General features: G+C 62.9%; 14 protein-coding genes. 8 read left to right on the top strand and 6 right to left on the bottom strand.

Features of this window, described 5'->3' with window-relative positions; translation table 11 throughout:
- The first annotated feature begins 16 nt into the window (after positions 1–16).
- From E8E68_RS04335 to E8E68_RS04305, 6 genes are all read left to right on the top strand, one after another.
- A complete protein-coding gene (locus tag E8E68_RS04335) occupies positions 17–4438 on the top strand; it encodes an NEL-type E3 ubiquitin ligase domain-containing protein (protein ID WP_280339885.1) in 4422 nt (1473 codons plus the stop codon).
- A gap of 98 nt (positions 4439–4536) precedes the next feature.
- Entirely contained in the window at positions 4537–9030 is a 4494-nt protein-coding gene (locus E8E68_RS04325) for an NEL-type E3 ubiquitin ligase domain-containing protein (protein WP_348530064.1), read from the top strand.
- A 226-nt stretch (positions 9031–9256) separates the two neighbouring features.
- Positions 9257–9805, top strand: coding sequence for a DUF4174 domain-containing protein (locus E8E68_RS04320; protein ID WP_110745067.1), 549 nt, complete (start codon positions 9257–9259; stop codon positions 9803–9805).
- A gap of 174 nt (positions 9806–9979) precedes the next feature.
- Entirely contained in the window at positions 9980–10471 is a 492-nt protein-coding gene (locus E8E68_RS04315) for an EF-hand domain-containing protein (protein ID WP_266030281.1), read from the top strand.
- 78 nt (positions 10472–10549) lie between these two features.
- Positions 10550–11398 carry a DUF692 domain-containing protein gene (locus tag E8E68_RS04310; protein WP_266030279.1) on the top strand — a complete coding sequence of 283 codons (849 nt, stop codon included), beginning with the start codon at positions 10550–10552 and terminating at the stop codon, positions 11396–11398.
- The gene (locus tag E8E68_RS04305; protein ID WP_280339880.1) at positions 11391–12086 is read left to right on the top strand and encodes a putative DNA-binding domain-containing protein; all 696 of its coding nucleotides are present in this window, start codon (positions 11391–11393) and stop codon (positions 12084–12086) included. Before E8E68_RS04310 ends, E8E68_RS04305 begins: the two co-directional genes overlap by 8 nt.
- 41 nt (positions 12087–12127) lie before the next feature.
- On the opposite strand, the gene E8E68_RS04300 is transcribed toward E8E68_RS04305, so the two are convergent.
- The 4 genes from E8E68_RS04300 to E8E68_RS04285 form a co-directional block, all read right to left on the bottom strand.
- A complete protein-coding gene (locus E8E68_RS04300) occupies positions 12128–12616 on the bottom strand; it encodes a DoxX family protein (protein WP_110745071.1) in 489 nt (162 codons plus the stop codon).
- Positions 12617–12630: 14 nt separating this feature from the next.
- The gene (locus tag E8E68_RS04295) at positions 12631–13248 is read right to left on the bottom strand and encodes a ferric reductase-like transmembrane domain-containing protein (RefSeq protein WP_280339878.1); all 618 of its coding nucleotides are present in this window, start codon (positions 13246–13248) and stop codon (positions 12631–12633) included.
- 120 nt (positions 13249–13368) lie between these two features.
- On the bottom strand, positions 13369–14655 hold the full coding sequence (locus tag E8E68_RS04290; protein WP_280339877.1) for a HAMP domain-containing sensor histidine kinase: 1287 nt from the start codon (positions 14653–14655) through the stop codon (positions 13369–13371).
- Positions 14652–15392 carry a response regulator gene (locus E8E68_RS04285; protein WP_110745074.1) on the bottom strand — a complete coding sequence of 247 codons (741 nt, stop codon included), beginning with the start codon at positions 15390–15392 and terminating at the stop codon, positions 14652–14654. Before E8E68_RS04285 ends, E8E68_RS04290 begins: the two co-directional genes overlap by 4 nt.
- 219 nt (positions 15393–15611) lie before the next feature.
- On the opposite strand from E8E68_RS04285, the gene E8E68_RS04280 reads away from it, so the two are divergent.
- Positions 15612–15887 carry a DUF2790 domain-containing protein gene (locus tag E8E68_RS04280; protein WP_266030272.1) on the top strand — a complete coding sequence of 92 codons (276 nt, stop codon included), beginning with the start codon at positions 15612–15614 and terminating at the stop codon, positions 15885–15887.
- Positions 15888–15897: 10 nt separating this feature from the next.
- On the top strand, positions 15898–16413 hold the full coding sequence (locus E8E68_RS04275; protein WP_280339933.1) for a thioredoxin family protein: 516 nt from the start codon (positions 15898–15900) through the stop codon (positions 16411–16413).
- Between the two features lie 207 nt (positions 16414–16620).
- Here E8E68_RS04275 and E8E68_RS04270 read toward each other — a convergent pair whose 3' ends face one another.
- On the bottom strand, positions 16621–17469 hold the full coding sequence (locus E8E68_RS04270; protein ID WP_266030270.1) for a shikimate dehydrogenase: 849 nt from the start codon (positions 17467–17469) through the stop codon (positions 16621–16623).
- Positions 17466–17915: a type II 3-dehydroquinate dehydratase gene (gene aroQ, locus E8E68_RS04265; protein WP_110745078.1), complete on the bottom strand. Its 450-nt coding sequence runs from the start codon at positions 17913–17915 to the stop codon at positions 17466–17468. Before aroQ ends, E8E68_RS04270 begins: the two co-directional genes overlap by 4 nt.
- Positions 17916–17966 lie beyond the last annotated feature (51 nt).

Here is a 17966-nt window from a genome sequence, read left to right as displayed (position 1 = left end):
CACCGCGGAGGCAGAGATGCAGAACAACAGCAGTCAACCATCGGCTGCGGTCGATACCCTTGCCATGGCACAAGCATGCCAGGACCACTACATTGCACGGCGGCTGCCGGCCTGGATGAAGCGGCTGAGCATGGCCGAATTCACCCTGCTGAGCGAGGCACTGCCTGAACTGCTGGCCTGTCGCGCAGGCTTGTCTTCAGCGCTGGCGCGGTTACGCAACCTGAGTGCATTTACCCAGCCCTTGCTGCAGCAAGCGCTGGGTGCCCACGGCAGCCTTGATGTCGATCGGTTGTACTTTCGCCAGTGGTACACCTTCACTTCGCCGACGATCAATTATGTCACCAGCCGGCTTCCGGTTGTCGCCAACGACTACTACGACATCCCTCTGCTCGAGGCCGCTTTGGGCAATTTCACCGCGGACCAGCAGCGCGACCAGCCGCCTGGTAATTGCCTGGTCGATGCGCATGGCGAAAAACGTGCCGAACTGTCTGCAACGGCCTTCGCCAGGCTGTGTCGCACGCTGGACCTTGGGCAGAAATACCAGGCGCATCTGGATGCCGTACTGCAGCCCGAGGTCAGGGGATTGCTGACGCGACGGCAACGCTACAGCATGCTGGTGGATGCCTTGCAAGCCAGGGCGCAAGGCGTATTGAGCGCTAACGAACTGCAGTGGGTGGTCGCGCTCTGCCTTGAGGACAGGCTCGGCAAACTCGAAGGTGCACCGGTGCGCGTGCGGCAGTTGGCGTTGTTCGGTTGCCGCCTGCAGCAGATTGTCGTGCTGGACGTGATCGACGATGGCGTGTTGTTCGACACCAGCAAGCGCGTGCTGGTCTATGTGCCGGGTGACCCACATGGCCCCTGGAGCGTGCGCAGTGACCTGGATGAGTATGCCCGCCGGGTGCTTGGCAAACGCCTGCGCGAAGATGACTACCGGCGTTTCTTCAACCGCTTCGTGCGCCGACGCGACAGCCAGCGATTTTTCTCGGCCGTCAGTGAGCGGCTGGATGACGTGGCGGGCTGGGCGACCAGAGACCTCGATGAGCAGACCTTCGCTTATCGCCTGCCACTGTTCGAACACCTTGCGAACGACTGGGTCGCGTGGATCAAGGACGATGCTGCCGTCATCGCCCCGCCCGTGGCCTTGCTTGATCGCGAGGTCCAGGCCGAACACGCCCGCCGTTTGCGTGCTGAAGGCTGGACGCTATTGGGTGTTGCAGGGCTTTTCGTTCCGGGCATTGGTGCGGTGTTGTTGGGGGTGATGGCCTGGGAACTGCTACAGCAGACCTTCCAGGCGATAGGGGACTGGCAGGACAACGAACGCAATGCGGCACTTGCGCACCTGCTGAATGTTGGCAAAGGGCTGCTGGCTGTGGGGGCGACCGTTGCGGTCGTCGCCACCGCTCGACGCGCCTGGAGCGTGGTCGACAGCCTGGTACCGGCGCAGCTGGAAAGTGGGGAAGAAAAACTGTGGAACGCAGACCTCAGCCCCTATCGCGGCGAAACCCCGCCAGCGGCGGCGGTGCTGGACATGCAGGGTACGCACCGCCTGGGCGAGCGCCGCTGGATCAGCATGGACGGGCACTGGTATGAGGTGGCCTGGCACGACGCCGACGAGCAGTGGCAACTGCTCCCCTATCAGGGCTATGCGCCGCCGCTGCGCCACAATGGCGCCGGTGCGTGGCGGCTGTGGTGCGAGCAGCCCGCCGAGTGGGACGACACACGCCAGTTGTTCCGCCGCCTGGGCGGGCCATTCAGCGACCTTGACGATGCGCAGATCGACCGGTCGCTGGCGATCCATGGCCTCGATGATCAGCACCTGCGAGCATGGCATGTGTATGGACGACCACCGGAGGCAGCGCTGGTCGACACCGTCGCACGCGTGCGGCTCGCCGGCAGGATGGGTACGTTGATCGACCAGTTGCGCGAGGGAGGGGGCACCGCAGACCCGCTGCTGATGGCGCGGGTCATGCGCCTTCCCCAGGCGGCCGGAAAGCACGGGCCAGCGCTGGCCGATGTGGCTTGGGCCGGGCGACGGGAACTGCTGCAGACGTTGTACGACGAGCAGAACCCCGACACGGAAACAAGCCGCCTGTTACGGCAGGATTTTACCAGCCTGCACCGCTTGGCCGCAGATGAGGTGCTGCGCGATGCCAGCGAGGATGACGTGCAGCTGCTGCGTGAAACGGGGCGTGTGCCGTTGCTGATGGCCGAGGCAGCAAGGTTGCAGGTGGCGCGGATTCGAATGGCGCGGGTGTATGAGGCGCTGTGCATCGACACGCCGCAGAACCTCGACCTGGCGCGTGTGGTGTTGAACCTGCTGGTGCACGTGCCGGGCGCTGGCGGGCCGGGCTGGCGGTTGTTCGATGCAGATGCCAGCGAGCCGTTGCTGACGGTCAAGGGATCGGGGCAGACGTTTGACCTGCTTCATCGCCATGGGCTGTTCCGCCTGCGCACCGGAACGCACAGCGTGGTCGGTGAGAAAGGCGAGTTGTTCGAAGCGTTGGCCGGAGCCTATGACGACGTAGCACAAGCGGCCATCGGCCAAGGTCAGCCTTTTGTGCCTGCGCTGCGCCTGGCACTGACCAACGTTGCTTTCGACCAACGCCAGGCCGTGGTGAACCTGCTCAGGCTGGAACAGCCCAGTGGGTCGTTTCTTGCGCCGCAACGGCTTGCGGATGGCCGGATTGGTTACCCCATGGCCGGCGGCAGGCTATGGGGGGCGCTAGGGCGAAACAGGCCTAGGGCGTTTCAGGCCCGGTTGCGAGACCTGTACCCGGCCTTTACTGACGAACAGATCGAGCGCTGGTTGGCCTCAGGCGACGCGCAGGCCAGGTTACATAGGCTGGAGCAGCAATATGGGGTGCTGAAGAGACACTTGACCCAGTGGGCACGCAGCGCGCTGCTCTCATCGGAACTGGTCGCACGGCGTGAATTCAGAAAGGGCCTGATCAACTGCTGGCGCTGTCTTGTGCCCGAACTGCAAGCGCAAGCGGCACTGGACGACGGGCGCTTCATGCTGACCCAGACGATCAGCCGCTTGGGCCACCTGCCGGCCCTGCCCGCGCAGGTGGGCTTTCCCCACGTCTCTATCCTGGCCCTGCGCTCCATGCGCGTGGAGCATGTTCCGGATGAGTTTCTGCAGGCATTTCCCAACTTGCGCAACCTCGAAATCACCCATTGCCGACTCAGGCGTTTGCCATTGCCGCTGGGGCTTGTCCAGAAGCTGGAGGTGCTCGACTTGTCTGGGAACCAGATCGCGCTCGACCAAGGCCAGGCATTGGTCCTGGCAGATTGCCGCTCTCTGGTGTACCTGAACCTTTCGGACAACCCGTTGCGCAGGGCATTTTCCGTCCTCGCAATGACCGAGCTCAATGCCCTTTACCTGTCCAACACGCAGATACCCGAGTTTCCCTACGGGCTGATGGACGCGCCAGAACTGCATACCCTGGATCTCAGCGGCAACCGTATTGCTGAACTGCCCGAGGGTTTTCATCGATCGCAGCTGTGGCGCTCGGGCAGGGTCGAGCTTTCCGGCAACCTGCTGGGCGGCGCGCAGGATGGGCTATCAACCTGGCATTTGCTTGAGGCCAGTCGCGTGCCTTACCGGTTGCGCATTCTGGATGCGTTGCCTGGCGAGCGTCGGGATGAAATGGCTGCACTGTGGGCCCATCTAGAGGCCGAGGAACCATCGGAAGAGTTCTTCAATACCCTGTCGATGCTGACAGAATCGGGCGCCTTCAGTTTCTCATCGACTGCATCCGCGCTGGCGGCCCGGGTGTTCGACATGCTCCAGGCGATGTCGGAGCATGATGCCCTCAGGCAGGAGCTGTTTGAGCACGCTGCGGCGACCGGTTGCCAGGATAACGCCACCGCGCGTTTTGCCGACCTGGAACTGCGAGTGATGATATGGCGCACGCGGCAAAGCGGATCTACCCGGCCGGAACGGGCCTTGCTAAAGCTCGGTGCCCGGGTGTGGCGGTTGGCGGTGCTTGAACAAATTGCCGCTGAACATGCTTATCGGGTGGGGGCGGGCGCTGAATCGATCGAATTCGCCTTGGCCTATCGAATCGGCTTGCGCAAGTCGCTGGACTTGCCTGCCCAACCCGATGAAATGCTTTATGCAGGCATCCCAGCCTTGAGCAAGCAGGACCTTCTCCTGGCCCGTGAAAGGGTCCTGGCGAGACAAACCCGGGAAGGCATTGCTGATTATCTGGCACGCCAGTGGTTCTGGCAGGATTACTTGCGCAAGGCCTTCGCGGTTCGCTTGCAAGTGCCCCAGTCCATGCACGCTGAGCTGGAGCGGCTGATGGCGCTGGGGAATCGGGACGAGGAAATCGCACGGCTGCAGATCCGCAATCAGCAACGCGAGCATGCGGTGTTGCTGCAGTTGACGCTGGAGGCGCTGGACCGGAATACGGTGCAGCGGGTGCTCAGCTAGCGGGTGGCCGGCTGGCTGGCCGCAGGCATTAGCTATATAGCGCCTGGCGGGGAGCAGGCGTCTTAGTCTGGCTTCTTTTCATGAAGAGGCTCCCCGCCATGAACACCACTGTGCCGTCAGATGCGCAGGCCGCCATCGACGCTTTCCAGGATGGCATCATCGGCAGGCGCTTGCCGCCCTGGTTGCGTCACGCCCCCGCTGAGCAACTGCCTGAGATCGGCAGGGCATTGGCAAACAGCCTTCGCTGCTGTGAGCAAGTGAACGCGATGCTGCGAGGCATCGAGGGCATTGACGGTTTCGTCGCTTCAGCCCTGGGAAAGGCGCTCGACGAGCGTTATGGGCTTGGCCGTAACCCGTACTCGCTCAGGTTTCTGCAGGGCCGTCGCGAAGCTGTGATCAACAGTCAGCCGGTTGGCGCGCACCTGACCACAGTGGTCTATGAAGAACAGCCACTGCTCGAAGTGGCAATGCGCAATTTCACCGCCGCTCAGGCGCAGGAGGGTGGCCAGCCGCGCGGTAATCGCCTGCTGGTTCCCACCCACGGTACGGTCAAACCACCCACCAGCATCGAGCTTGCCAAACTCTGTCGTGAGCTGGACCTGGGTGAACGCTATCAACGTCATCTGGATTCCATCCTCAAGCCCGCTGGCAGTGCCGAGCACGTGGTGGCGCGGCTTGTGGATGCCTTGCGCTACAGCATGCTTGTGGACGCCTACAAAGCCCGGCAACAAGGAACCCTGGATGACAGCGAGCTCGGCTTGCTGGTGACGGTGTGCGAGAAGGGCAAGCTGCTGCGCCTGGCGGGCGACCTGGTGCAGGCCAGGCAGCTGAAAATGCTGGGTTGCCAGATCGAGCAGGTGACGGTATTCGCGGTGGTTGAGCAAGGCGTGCTGTTCAACACGACCCGTCGGGTGTTTCTTTACGTACCTGGGGACCCTCGTTCGCCTTGGAGTGCGTTCGAGAGTATCGACAAAATGAACCGCGAACTGGGCCGGCGCTTGCGCGACAAGGCCTATCGGCGTTTTTTCAGCCGCTTCGTGCTGCGGCGGGACAGCCAGGCATTTTTCGCCCAGGTCGCGGAGCGCTTCGATGACCTGGCAGACTGGGCTTTTCGCGATCTCGAACCACACTTGCAGGCCTACCCGCAGCCGTTGTTCATAAGCCAGGCACAGGCCCGTATCCAGCAGATCAAGGACGATGCGGCGATGATCGCAGTACCGGTGGCCAAACTGGATCGTGAGGTTCAGCGCCAGCATGACCTGCGCCTTGAAGCCGAAGGGTGGGCGCTGCTCAACCTGGCCAGTTTCTTTGTGCCTGGGCTCGGCCTGGCGCTGCTGGCCGTGACGGCCAGCGAGCTACTGAAAGAGGTCTACCATGGCGTTGAGGCTTGGCATGAAAACGACCGCCAGGAGGCGCTGGACCATTTGACCCATGTGGCTACAGACCTTGCCATCGTGGCGGCCACGGTAGCCGGGGTGGGTGTGGCTAGACGGGTTTGGGCCCGGTCTGCGAAGGTCGATGCCATGTTGCCGGCTCGGCTGGAAGACGGCACGGTGAAGCTCTGGCAACAAGACCTGACCCCGTTCCAACGCCAGGTCCCCGATGCGGCCTCAAGCCCGGACGCTTTGGGGATCCGGCGTCAGGACGGGCTGGCCTGGATCGAAATGGACGGGCAGCACTATCGCGTGACGGAGGCGGCCGGCGGTGATCAATGGCAGCTGTATCCGGTCGACGGCCACGGGCCGTTGCTGCATCACAATGGCGCTGGTGCCTGGCGGTTGTGGAGTGAGCAACCTGCCATGTGGCCCGACAAATACCGCATGTTCCGGCGCTTGGGTGAACCTTTCAACCGGCTGAATGATGAACAGATCGATCAGGTTCTGCTGTTCCACGGCCTTGATGGCGACGATGTGCGTGGCTTGCATGTCCATGCCCAGGCACCGAGCCCCGCGCTGATCGACAGTGTGGAGCGGGTCCAGCTTGATCAGCGCATCCGCAGCATGGTTGGCCGTTTACGCAGCGGCGAGCCGGTAGAAGATGCAACCGTGCTCGATCACGTTCGGCGTTTGCCAGGCGCGGATGGGCTTACAGATCAGGCGCTGGCGGGGTTGGCATGGGCGCAGCGGCGAACACTGTTGCAGCACCTTTTTGAAGCATTGCAGCCCGATGACAGCCTCGGCAGCACGGCGTTGCGCCGGGTGTTTCCTGGGCTGAACGTGCGTGGTGCGCAAGCCTTGGTACAGGCTGCCAGCAGCGTTGATCGCACACGGTTGCTATCCAGCGGCAGGGTTGCCCTGGGGCTTGCCGAGGCGGCGAGGAGCAGTTTGCTGGCGACCCGGCAGGCGCGGGTATTTGAAGCGCTGTACCTGGATACGCCGCAGCATGCAGACCTGGCCCGGGTGGTCGTGGGCTTGTTACGGTATCTGCCCGGGGGCGAACGAGGAGTAGGCTGGCGGCTCTACGAAGGTTGGCTGGGCGGGCCGATGCTGGCGAAGTCCGAGCAGGGGCAGCGGGCGTTCGATCTGGTGCACCTGGACGGTAGCTTTCAACTGTATGACAGCCACGGCACGGCGCGTGGTGAGGCGGGTGAGCTGTTCGACGTCATGGCGCCTGCCTATACCGATGTACAACGGGAGGCGATGGGCATCGGCGATCCATTCTCGCACAACCTCAGGGTAATGCTGGGGCGCGAAGCGGTACGCCACCGTGACCAGATCAGTCGTTTGCTGGGCGCGGTACGTCCGGGTGCGGTTCGACGGCCCATGCGCTTGACCGATGGACGTATCGGCTACCCACTGGGTGGTGGTGGAGTGAGCGGTTTTGCATCCAGAGGGAGTGCCCTGAGGGCAACGCTGCGCGATCTCTTCCCGTGGTTGAGTGATCAACAGGTCGAAACGTTCGCCGATGAGGCCAGGCGCTCAGGGCAGCAACTGGAACACGTACTGACGAGCCTTCGCAATGAGTTCGCGATGCTTCGCATGACGCTGAATACCTGGGTCGCACGCGCGCAGGGCGATGTCATGGATGATCGCGAGGCGTTGCGCCAGACGTTGTTCAATTGCTGGAGGCGGTCGGTGGGTGTGGGAGAACTGCAAATCAATGCCCAGGAAAACCTCCACGTCATGTTCTGTAATTTCAAACCAGGCGGCTTGCCCAACATTCCCGTGCAGGTCAGCTTCAGGGGCGTTACCAGCTTGTCGCTGTTGCACCTTGACCTTCTGGAGGTCCCCAGCAGCCTCCTGCTGGCTTTTCCTAGCCTGCACACCCTTGACCTGGGAGGGAACCTTCTGACGCGCCTTCCGCAACCTTTATTGCAAATAGAGCAGCTGCGGCATCTGAGCCTGACCAACAACCGTATCGTCCTGAACATTGCACAAACCGCCACACTGGCCAGTTGCGCCAGCCTGCAGTCTCTCGACCTGTCCCACAACCCGTTGGGCAGGTTCATGCTGGCAGGTTTGACTGAATTGCGGTGGCTGAACTTGCGCGACACACAGATCTCGCAATTTCCACTGGGCGTGTTCGACAACACTCAATTGGTGTCCGTTGATTTGCGGGATAACCGGATCAGGCACATTCCAGAGAGTTTCTTCCAATTGCCCGTGTGGCATCGGCGGCGGTTTCGTCTGAATGGAAACCCGCTGGGCGAAGCCCAGACGCTACGTTTGCAGGCTGCGTTGAGTAGCGATGATCCTGGCCTGGACGAGGAGCAAGTGCTTCTGCGGCTGCAGCGTGCCCGTGAAGTATGGGGGGATGCCGTGGCCCCGGAGCACCGCGGCTTGATGCTTGCTGCCTGGGATTCGTTGGATTCAGGTGAGGATGCTGACCGGTTTTTCCGTGTGCTTCGCCAGTTGTTGCTGTCCGAAGACTTCCGTGTCAATGCCCGTGCACTGGGCAATCGGGTGATGGCGGTATTGCAAGCCATGGCCATTACGCCAGAGTTGCGGCAGAACCTGCTGTCGGTGGCCAATGATGAGTGGGGTTGCCAGGATGGTGCCACTTGGTGCTTGAGCAACCTTGAACTGAACCTGCTGGTTTGGCAGGTTGAACATGCAGCCCAGGGGGAAAGCGAACGTGCCTTGCTCGACCTGGGAAGACGTTTATGGCGCCACGATGCGGTCGACAGGTTCGCTACCCGGTGGGCGCTGCGACATGGCAGGATGCTGGAAGGAAGCGAGGTCGGGTTGGCTTTCCGGATCGGGTTAAGGGAGCGTCTCGACTTGCCACTGCAGGTGGGAGAAATGAGCTTCCTCGCGATCTCGGGCGTGCTGGAGGCGGACCTTGCAGAAGCAGAGGCTGCGGTGCGGGCTGCAGAAACCCCGGAAGAGATTGCCCGCTCCATGGTGGATCGTGAGTTCTGGCAGGCGCACCTGGAGCGTACTCACCCTGACCGTTTCGCGGCGGTCGACCTGCCGTTCAGAAGGCAGCTTGAAACGGTACTGGACGATGAAGCGCTGACCGAGGGGGCAAGGATCGATCAGGCGGACGCCATTCGTGATGCTCAGCGCGCTGCACGCAGAGGGCTGATGCTGGATATGACCACGCAAGCGATGGAAGTGAGGCCGACGGGGCCTTCTATCGACGTGCGTTGACATGCGCGCCGGGTAGCGGGGCTGGCCCCTGCCAAAGCACCTTTGGGCTATGCTCAATCAAGCTGATAGCGGTTTGTTCCCGCGCCGTAGTTCTGGCTTCAGGAAGCTCGGAAATCGACAGTTACTTTTGCGCACCCCATTCGTGGATGAAGTGGTTTAGGCTCCCTGTCGGATTTTTCTCCGTGATCTGTAGTCATTGGTATATCGAGACAATAAGGAGATACGCATGCTCGTCCGGTCACTGACCCTCGCAACCTTGCTTGCTGTTGCCGCCCCCTTGTTTGCCGCAGACAGTGATGCGCCTTTAGCCAAGGAACTGGGCAAGGCCAGGCCATTGGTGGTCATTGCGCCGAGCAGTGCCGACCCGACATTGCGAGCGCTGAACAAGGCGCTGGAGGACCCGGCTACCCAGGCCAAGTTCAAGGAGCGCAACCTGGTGCTGTACAGCGTTGCGCAAATGATGGGTAAACGTGAGGACAAGAACCTCGAGCAGCAGACCACCATGGCCCTGATCCGCGAACTGAAGCTGGGCGCGAGCAAAGGCACCAAGGTGATTCTGGTGGGCAAGGACGGTGAGCGGCATATCCTCAAGGATGACGAAGAGAACACGCCACTCGACCCGGCGGTAATCTTCAAGGCCGTCGATGACCTGCCTGCCAGCGAAAAGGCGGTAGCAGCGCCCGAGCCCGTGGCTGCGGCACCGGAAGCCAAGCCCAAGGCCAAGGACAGCAAGCCTGCCAAGCCGGCAGCACCGCCCAAACCGCTGGAAGACTGAATGTATGACGGCCCTGGGCTGATGCCTGGGGCTACTTGCCGGTCTTTGTGTATCCCACTGTATCTGGCCGCCATGCAGACGGGTTTCCATACAAAAGCGCCCCTTGCCTGATACATCCACGACAAACCGCAACGGCTTAATGGCTCCACTACCCCAGCACAGTGGAGCATCACCATGACCCAAGTACGAAACACTCTCGGCCTGCTCGGCGCCGCCTTGATCGGCAGCATGGCATTGAGCAGCAGTGCGTTTGCCGTCGAACCGTTGGCCCAGGGTTACCAGTTGGCTTCAGCCAAGGTCGCCGGCGAGGGCAAGTGTGGTGAAGGCAAGTGCGGTGGCAGCGCCAAGGCCACTCAGAACGAAGGCAAATGCGGTGAAGGCAAATGCGGGGCGAGCGCCAAAGCCGGGGCGGAGGGTAAATGTGGCGAAGGCAAGTGTGGTGATGCCTCGTTCGCCAAAACCGACAGCAACCACGATGGCAAAGTCTCGCGCGATGAATTTCGTGCCGTGGCCAAAGACCGTGCCGGTGATTTCACCAAGATCGACCGTAACCACGACGGTTTCATCTCCGAACAGGAGGCAGCGGATCACCTCAAGGCGATCTACCAGGCCAATGGCAAAGCCATGCCTGAAGGCGTGTTCAGCCACCTGACCGGCAAGCCCTGACATTCTGCCCCCTTGAAACGCCGCAACGCCCCTCCTGCTGGTCAGGCGGGGCGTTGTGCCTGTTGCGGAGACCTGTTCATGTACCCCATACCTTTGCACCCACAACCCCTACGGGCGGGGCTTGGCCTGCGTCGCGGCCTGCTGCCGGAGCTGCTGGCCATGCCGGCTGGCGCAGTGGACTTTCTCGAATGCGCACCGGAAAACTGGATTGCCGTCGGCGGGGCCTACGGCAAGGGCCTGGCTCAACTGGCCGAGCGTTTCCCCATTGCTTGCCATGGCTTGTCGTTGTCGTTGGGAGGCAGCGCGCCGCTTGACCAGCATTTCCTCGGCCAGACCCGGCAGTTTCTTGACCGCCACCGAGTGCGGCTGTACAGCGAGCACCTGAGCTACTGCAGTGATGACGGGCACCTGTACGACCTGATGCCCATTCCCTTCACCGACGAAGCCGTACGCCATGTAGCCGCGCGCATACGCCAGGCCCAGGAGCAACTGGAACGGCGCATCGCGGTGGAAAATATCAGCTACTACGCCGCGCCTTACCAGGCCATGAGCGAGCTCGACTTTGTTCGTGCCGTACTCGATGAAGCCGATTGCGACCTGCTGCTGGACGTCAACAACGTCTTCGTCAACGCCTGCAACCATGGCTATGACGCCCAGCAATTCCTGGCAGGCCTGCCCCAGGCGCGAGTGACCGGCATGCACGTGGCCGGCCATTACGATGAAGCGCCGGACCTGAAGGTCGATACCCATGGCGCTGCGGTAAAGGATGATGTATGGGCGCTGTACGCCGTTGCCTGCAGGCGCTTTGGTGTGCAACCCACGGTGCTTGAGCGCGACTTCAACTACCCGCCACTGGCTGAGCTGTTGGCCGAGACAGCACGCATTCGTGAAGTGCAGTGCGCTGTGGGAGGCCAAGCAAATGAATGAGACGTTGCGCGAGCAGCAATACACCCTGGCCCGGCACCTGCGCGACCCGCAGCGCCATGCCCCTCCGCCTGGCATTGAGGCACGCCGGCTTAAGGTTTACCGCGAGCTGTTCTATGGCGCTATCGAAGGTCTGCTGGCTGGCAGCTTCCCGGTGATGCGTCAGGCGCTGGGTGAGCAACGCTGGCACGCCCGGGTACATGATTTCTACGCCAGTTACCGCAGCCAGACACCCTTGTTTACCGAGGTGGCTGAAGCTTTCGTCGACTACTTGCAAGGGGTGGCGCTGGACGCGCCCTGGCAGCTGGAGCTGGCCCACTACGAGTGGATCGAGGCGCAGCTGTACCTGAGTGATGCCGAAGACCCGATGCATGATCCTGCGGGTGACTTGCTGGACCGTGAGCCGCTGTTGTCTTGCGTGGCAAGGGTCTTGGCTTATCGGTGGCCAGTGGAGCGTATCGGCAGGGATTACCAGCCTGATGCTGCGCCAGAGTCGCCGACTTTGCTGCTGGTCTATCGCGATGCCGGGTTGCAGGTGCGCTTCGCGCGGCTGGCGCCAATGGCGTATCGGTTGCTGGTGGGGCAGGGGACTGGCCGCGGGCGGCTGCAGGCGTTGGGCGGGGATATGGCGCAGGGCTTGGCGTTGCTGCAGGGGTTGCGCGAGCAGGGCGTCATCATCGGTACCCGCTGAGTGCGCGTATCAGGGGCGCATTGCGCCCCATCGCAACGGTTTCAGCTGCACAACCGCGCCCTCAGCCAATGATCCAGGCTCAAGCGCCCAGCCCCTTTGAGCAGCAGCGGCAGCAACGCCACCAGGTAGATCAACGGCAGCTTGTAGTTGCCAAAGCCCTGGTCGGTAATCGCATAGCCCTGGGCCAGTTCAGCCAGGCTCGACCAGTGCGCCGGCCAGTGCACGGCAGCAATCGCTACCACCGTCACCACCATCAGTCCCAGTGACGCCAGCCGAGTACCAAGACCCAGCAACAGCAACAGCGGCAATATCAGTTCTGCCCACATCGACAACTGCCAGTTCCACTCCGCCGGCAGCTGATTGAACGGGAACGGGAAGCTGGCCTGCAGGTCGGCGAACCAGTTGCTGCCGTTGAGCTTCTCCAGGCCGGATTCGAAAAACTCCCAGGCCAGAAACAGTCGCAAGGGCAGGTCGGCACTCCAGGCACCGAGGCGGTCGAAGGTGGTCAGGGTGCGGGTCAAGGTAGTCATTGGCGGTACTCGGTTCAGGAAAGGGCTTGGGCGCGGCGGCGTTGTTGACGGGCGAGTTTGGCGGTGAGCTTGACGGCGATGGCGCTGAACATCAGGGCGAACGCCAGGGGGTACCACCCCCCCATGGGAATGCGTTTGTAGAACGACAGGCAGAACACCGCAGCCAGCAGCCACATGCCGCTGCTGTGCAGGGCTCGCCAGGCACGGCCGCCCAACAGGCGCGTGGGGGCCTTGAACGAGGTGATGGTGAGCAGCAGCAGGAACAGGTAGCCGACGCTGCCGGGCAGGCTGGACGTGAGCGTGCGGCCGGCCCAGAACAATGCCGGGAATTCTTGGGCATAGCGGTAGATCAGCAGGCCATGCACCGTGTGCGAGAAGGCAAAGGCCAGGCCCAGGTAGCGCCGTTCCTGCAGGATGCGGCGGCTTGTCGTGCCAGGCAGCAAGGTCGCAAGCGACGACCCCAGGAATGCCAGCAAGAACAGCGCGAAGGAGCTGCGCGCGGTGGCGCGGATGGCACTGCGCAGGCCGTCCGGGTCAGGCTGGCTGGCGAGGACCACGGCGGTCATCGCCAGGGTCAGGCCGGCGAGGGTGGCGAACAGCTTCCAGCCGGACGGCAGGGTAAGGGCTTTCATCAGAAGGGCTCCCGGTGTGTGATGGTGTGACCGGGAGTGTGTGACGGCGGGGTATCTGCAGTGTGTCGGGGTGGGTAGGGTTGTGTATCGGTTTGTAGGGCAAACGCCGGGCGCTTGCCTTTACCTGAGTTCTATTTGTGCGCATAACCCGCCAGTGGCGCGGTTGCTCAGGGTCAGCCGGCCGCCCATGGCCTGAATCAGCTGGTGAGCAATCGCCAACCCCAGCCCGGTACCCCCGGTGCTGCGGTTGCGTGAGCCCTCCACGCGGTAGAACGGCTTGAGTACCTCGTCCAGTTCGCCGCCGGGTATCCCGGGCCCGTTGTCGAGCACGCGGATTACCGTCGTGCTGCCCTCGTGGAATACTTCCAGCTCGGCGGCACCGGCGAACTTGAGGGCGTTATCGACCAGGTTCACCAGCACCCGGCGCAGTGCATGCGGGCGGGTCTCCAGCAAGCTGCCGCAGTTGCCGTGGCGCTCGACCCGGGCGCCGCTGTCTTGGTAGTCGAACACCAGGCTGTCGAGGAAGGCGTCGAGGTTGACCCGACAAGGGGCTTCGGTGCTGGTGTCCATGCTGCGGGCATAGGCCACGCCTTCGCGCACCAGGTGCTCCATCTCGCCCAGGTCACTCCACAGCTTGTCCTTTTCGAGCCCATCGTCCATCACTTCGACACGCAATTTCATGCGCGTGATCGGCGTTTGCAGGTCGTGGGAAATCGCTGCCAGCAGCTGCATGCGTTCTTTGAGGTGGGCAGCGATGCGCGCCTGCAGGGCATTGAAGGCCACAGCGGCATAGCGCACCTCGCGCGGGCCGCTTTCATCCAGCTGAACGCCGGGTTTGTCCGGGTTGAGGTTGTCCACTGCCTGCGACAGACGGGTCAGCGGGCCGATGGCCAGGCGTACCGCCAGCCAAGTACACAGCATCAGCACGGCCAGCTGTATCAGCAGTACGACAGGCAGCCAGCGGGCCACCGGAACGGGAGTCGGGGTAACGTCGATGGTCAGCGGCGCACCGTCGGCCAGGTTGAGGTGCGCCTGGAAGTGCGTATTCGGGCCGGGGATCTCCTGAAAGGTCAGGTGATAGTCGCTGCCGATGGCCTTGACGACCGATTCGGCCGCCATCGGTGGGTCGCTGCTGGGCATCGCATCGCCAGCCAGGCCGTGGTCCAGGCGATAGCGGTAGGTACGCCGTTCCAGGCGCGGTAGCCAGGCGCCACGCTCGGCTGCGGGCAGGCGGTCGAGAATGGCCACGGAGGTGGCCACGTCCTGCTCCAGGTTGCTGAGCATCATCGACCGGCTACTGATGTAGCGCTCGTAGGCCTGCAAGCTGAACGACAGGCCGTAGGCCAGTACCAGGCCGGTGAAAAAGATCAGTGCCAGCCGCGAGGCTAACGTGCGCGGCCATTTCATGACGGCGACTCCAGCAAGTGCACCGGCAACGAGAATACATAGCCCTCGCTGCGCACGGTCTTGATGCAGCCGGGTTCGCGGGCGTCATCGCCCAGCCGCTGGCGCAGGCGGCTGACCAGCAGGTCGATGGAGCGGTCGAAGATGTCGGCTTCGCGGCCCTGGGTCAGGTTCAGCAGCTGTTCGCGGCTGAGGACACGTTGCGGATGGTCGAGGAACACCCGCAGCAGGCGGTATTCGGCGCCGCTCAGGGCCACCAGGGTACCTTCGCTGTCGAGCAAGTGGCGCGCGGTGGTGTCCAGGCGCCATTGACCGAAGCCAAGCAGGCGGCTGCTTTCACTGATGGTCAGGTTGGGTGGCAGCATGCGCGTGCGGCGTAGCACGGCGTTGATGCGGGCGAGCAGTTCACGGGCCGAGAATGGTTTGGTCAGGTAGTCGTCGGCGCCCATTTCCAGGCCGATGATGCGATCGGTTTCGTCATTGCGTGCGGTCAGCATCAATACCGGGGTATTGCGGTGTTTGCCGGCGCGCAGCTCGCGGCACAACAGCAGGCCGTCGTCACCGGGCATCATGATGTCGAGCACGATCAGGTCGACGCTGTTGGCTTCGAGAAAGGCGCGCATCTGCCGGCCGTCGGCGACGATGCTGGTGCGCAGGCCGTTCTTCTTCAGGTAATTGCCGACCAGTTCGCGGATCTCGCGGTCGTCGTCGACGATCAGGATGTGATCGACGTGTTCCATGCGCTGCGTTCCTGTGCAAGTGGGGTTAAGCGCAGTGTACCGAGCGTGTTCGCGCTTGCCTGCGGGAGTTTGTATTGCAGTGTATCTGGCGCGGGCGCAGATACAGCAGGAAGCGCATCACAGCCTCGGGCGACACATACGGGATACCTGGCGGGCGTGAAATGGTTCTCACCGGGGAGCACGACTCCCCCTACCCAAGTGACACCCAGGAGAGATGCCATGAACGTCAAGACTTTCGCCAGCGCCAGCCTGTTCGCCGTGCTCAGCTTCGGCGCCATCGCCGCCCAGGCCGACACCGCCCCGATGCAGGACGACGAAGCCATGCAATACCGCTACGGCCAGCATCTGGATGTGAAGAAAGTGCTGTCGGTACAGGATGACCAGAGCAACGCTTGCGGCCTGGTCAACACCCGCATGGATTATCTGGACTCCCACGGCCGGCAGCAGAGCGTGCAGTACCGCACCTACGCCACCGGCGGTTGCCATGATAATTGATCGGCGGCTGATGCTGAAAATGGGTGGCTTTGCCCTGGCGTTGGTCGGCTTGGGCTTGGCCGGGCACCTGATGGCGCGCGACAGCTACGGTGCCATGCCGTCGCTGTCGGGCGCCAGCCAGTGGCTGAACTCGGCACCCTTGGACACCCAGGGGCTAAAGGGCAAGGTGGTGCTGGTGGACTTCTGGACGTGGGACTGCATCAACTGCCGGCGCAGCTTGCCGCATGTGAACGACTGGGCACGGCGTTATGCCGACCAGGGTCTGGTGGTGGTCGGGGTGCATACGCCAGAGTACGACTACGAGCATGATGTCGGCACCTTGCGCGACAAGGTGGCCAGGTTGGGCATCGGTTACCCGGTGGCGGTGGATAACGATCACAAAGTGTGGAATGCCTGGGGCAACCAGTTCTGGCCGGCGCATTATTTTGTCGACCGCAAGGGGCAGGTGCGCCATGTGCATGTAGGCGAGGGGGATTATGGCGGGCAAGAGCAGGTGATACAGGCTCTATTGGATGAAAAAGGATGACCTGCCTCCACAGATTGCACCGCCTGCAAGCTTCGTGCGGTTCCTGGGGGCGGGCTTGGCCCGCGAAGGGGCCCGCGCGGTGCATGGCACCGGCTTTGCCGGTGTTCGACGGGGCAAGCCCGCTCTCACAGAGTCCCTGCCAAATCACTACGTCACGATTTGTTCTATGAGAGCGGGTTTGCCCGCGAACTAGCCAACAGCGGTCTTTCAGCTGAAGCTGGCGAAATGCGCCTGCATCCGCGCCGCATCCGCCTGGCGGCCACTGAACAGCTCGAACGCTTTCACCGCCTGGAACACTGCCATGTTGCTGCCATCGAGTGTGCGGCAGCCCAGTGCGCGGGCGGCGCGCAGCAGTTCGGTTTCCAGCGGGAAGTAGATGATCTCGGCCACCCACAGCCGTGCATGCAGCAGCTCCACCGGCAGCGGTGTGCCCGGTAGCTTGGCCATGCCCACGGGTGTGGTGTTGACCAGGCCGTCAGCCTGCGCCAGCGCGTGGGCCAGGTCAGTGCCGACCACCGCGCGCCCGGCACCGAAATGAGTGTTCAGGTTGTCTACCAGCGCTTGCGCGCGGGCGGCATCCACTTCGAACAGCACCAGCCGCTCGACCCCTTCTCCCAGCAGGGCATGTGCCACTGCTGAACCGGCGCCACCGGCGCCCATCTGCACGACCTGACCGCGCGCTACGTCCGGTAGCCCGCGACGCAGGCCTTCGGCAAAGCCCAGGCAGTCGGTGTTGTGGCCGACCCGCTTGCCGTCCTTGAGCACCACGGTATTGACTGCGCCGATGCCGCGGGCCTCGTCCGACAGTTCGTCAAGCAGCGGCAGTATCGCCTGCTTGAACGGGTAGGTGATGTTGAGGCCGGTAAAACCGGTGTGCTGCGCTGCGTCGAGCAGGCTGGGCAGGGCGCTGTCGTCCAGTTGCAGCTGGTCGGCGTCGATCAGCCGATACAGGTAGCGCAGGGCCTGGGCGTCCCCTTCGTGTTCGTGCAGGGCGGGGGTGCGCGACAGTTGGATGCCGCGGCCGATCAGGCCGGCGAGGATGGCTTGCTGGCTCATGCGGTGCGCTCCTGGAACATTGCGGCGAAGTGGCTGATGGCCATGCGGTAGCCGTGGCTGCCGAGGCCGCAGATGACACCGACGGCGATCGACGAGACGAACGACACGTGGCGGAACGGCTCGCGCTTGTGCACGTTGGACAGGTGCACTTCGATAACGGGCACTTCACTGGCCACCAGGGCATCGCGAATGGCCACCGAGGTGTGGGTCCAGGCACCGGGGTTGATGACGATACCGGCGCAGCGGTTGCGCGCGGCGTGGATCCAGTCGATCAGTTCGCCTTCGTGGTTGGTTTGCCGGAACTCGAGGTCCAGGCCGTGGGCATGGGCAGTATCGGCACAGCCCTGGCCGACGTCGGCGAGGGTTTCATGGCCGTACTGGGCAGGCTCGCGGGTGCCCAACATGTTCAGGTTGGGGCCGTTGAGCACGAGAATAAGGGGCTTCATGACGGGCATCGCTTTGTTGTTGTTGGTTCTGCGTAGTTTTGTACTGACTGG

The organism is Pseudomonas sp. BN607 (assembly GCF_029871175.1).
Taxonomy (GTDB): domain Bacteria; phylum Pseudomonadota; class Gammaproteobacteria; order Pseudomonadales; family Pseudomonadaceae; genus Aquipseudomonas.
Note: the sequence above shows the minus strand (reverse complement) of the source record. Positions and strands in the feature narration are given on the sequence as shown.

What these genes read in the sequence shown, in the direction of transcription:
- E8E68_RS04335 (WP_280339885.1), top strand. Translation starts at nt 17, where the DNA reads ATGCAGAACAACAGCAGTCAACCATCGGCTGCGGTCGATACCCTTGCC.
- E8E68_RS04325 (WP_348530064.1), top strand. Translation starts at nt 4,537, where the DNA reads ATGAACACCACTGTGCCGTCAGATGCGCAGGCCGCCATCGACGCTTTC.
- E8E68_RS04320 (WP_110745067.1), top strand. Translation starts at nt 9,257, where the DNA reads ATGCTCGTCCGGTCACTGACCCTCGCAACCTTGCTTGCTGTTGCCGCC.
- E8E68_RS04315 (WP_266030281.1), top strand. Translation starts at nt 9,980, where the DNA reads ATGACCCAAGTACGAAACACTCTCGGCCTGCTCGGCGCCGCCTTGATC.
- E8E68_RS04310 (WP_266030279.1), top strand. Translation starts at nt 10,550, where the DNA reads ATGTACCCCATACCTTTGCACCCACAACCCCTACGGGCGGGGCTTGGC.
- E8E68_RS04305 (WP_280339880.1), top strand. Translation starts at nt 11,391, where the DNA reads ATGAATGAGACGTTGCGCGAGCAGCAATACACCCTGGCCCGGCACCTG.
- E8E68_RS04300 (WP_110745071.1), bottom strand. Translation starts at nt 12,616, where the DNA reads ATGACTACCTTGACCCGCACCCTGACCACCTTCGACCGCCTCGGTGCC.
- E8E68_RS04295 (WP_280339878.1), bottom strand. Translation starts at nt 13,248, where the DNA reads ATGAAAGCCCTTACCCTGCCGTCCGGCTGGAAGCTGTTCGCCACCCTC.
- E8E68_RS04290 (WP_280339877.1), bottom strand. Translation starts at nt 14,655, where the DNA reads ATGAAATGGCCGCGCACGTTAGCCTCGCGGCTGGCACTGATCTTTTTC.
- E8E68_RS04285 (WP_110745074.1), bottom strand. Translation starts at nt 15,392, where the DNA reads ATGGAACACGTCGATCACATCCTGATCGTCGACGACGACCGCGAGATC.
- E8E68_RS04280 (WP_266030272.1), top strand. Translation starts at nt 15,612, where the DNA reads ATGAACGTCAAGACTTTCGCCAGCGCCAGCCTGTTCGCCGTGCTCAGC.
- E8E68_RS04275 (WP_280339933.1), top strand. Translation starts at nt 15,898, where the DNA reads ATGCTGAAAATGGGTGGCTTTGCCCTGGCGTTGGTCGGCTTGGGCTTG.
- E8E68_RS04270 (WP_266030270.1), bottom strand. Translation starts at nt 17,469, where the DNA reads ATGAGCCAGCAAGCCATCCTCGCCGGCCTGATCGGCCGCGGCATCCAA.
- aroQ (WP_110745078.1), bottom strand. Translation starts at nt 17,915, where the DNA reads ATGAAGCCCCTTATTCTCGTGCTCAACGGCCCCAACCTGAACATGTTG.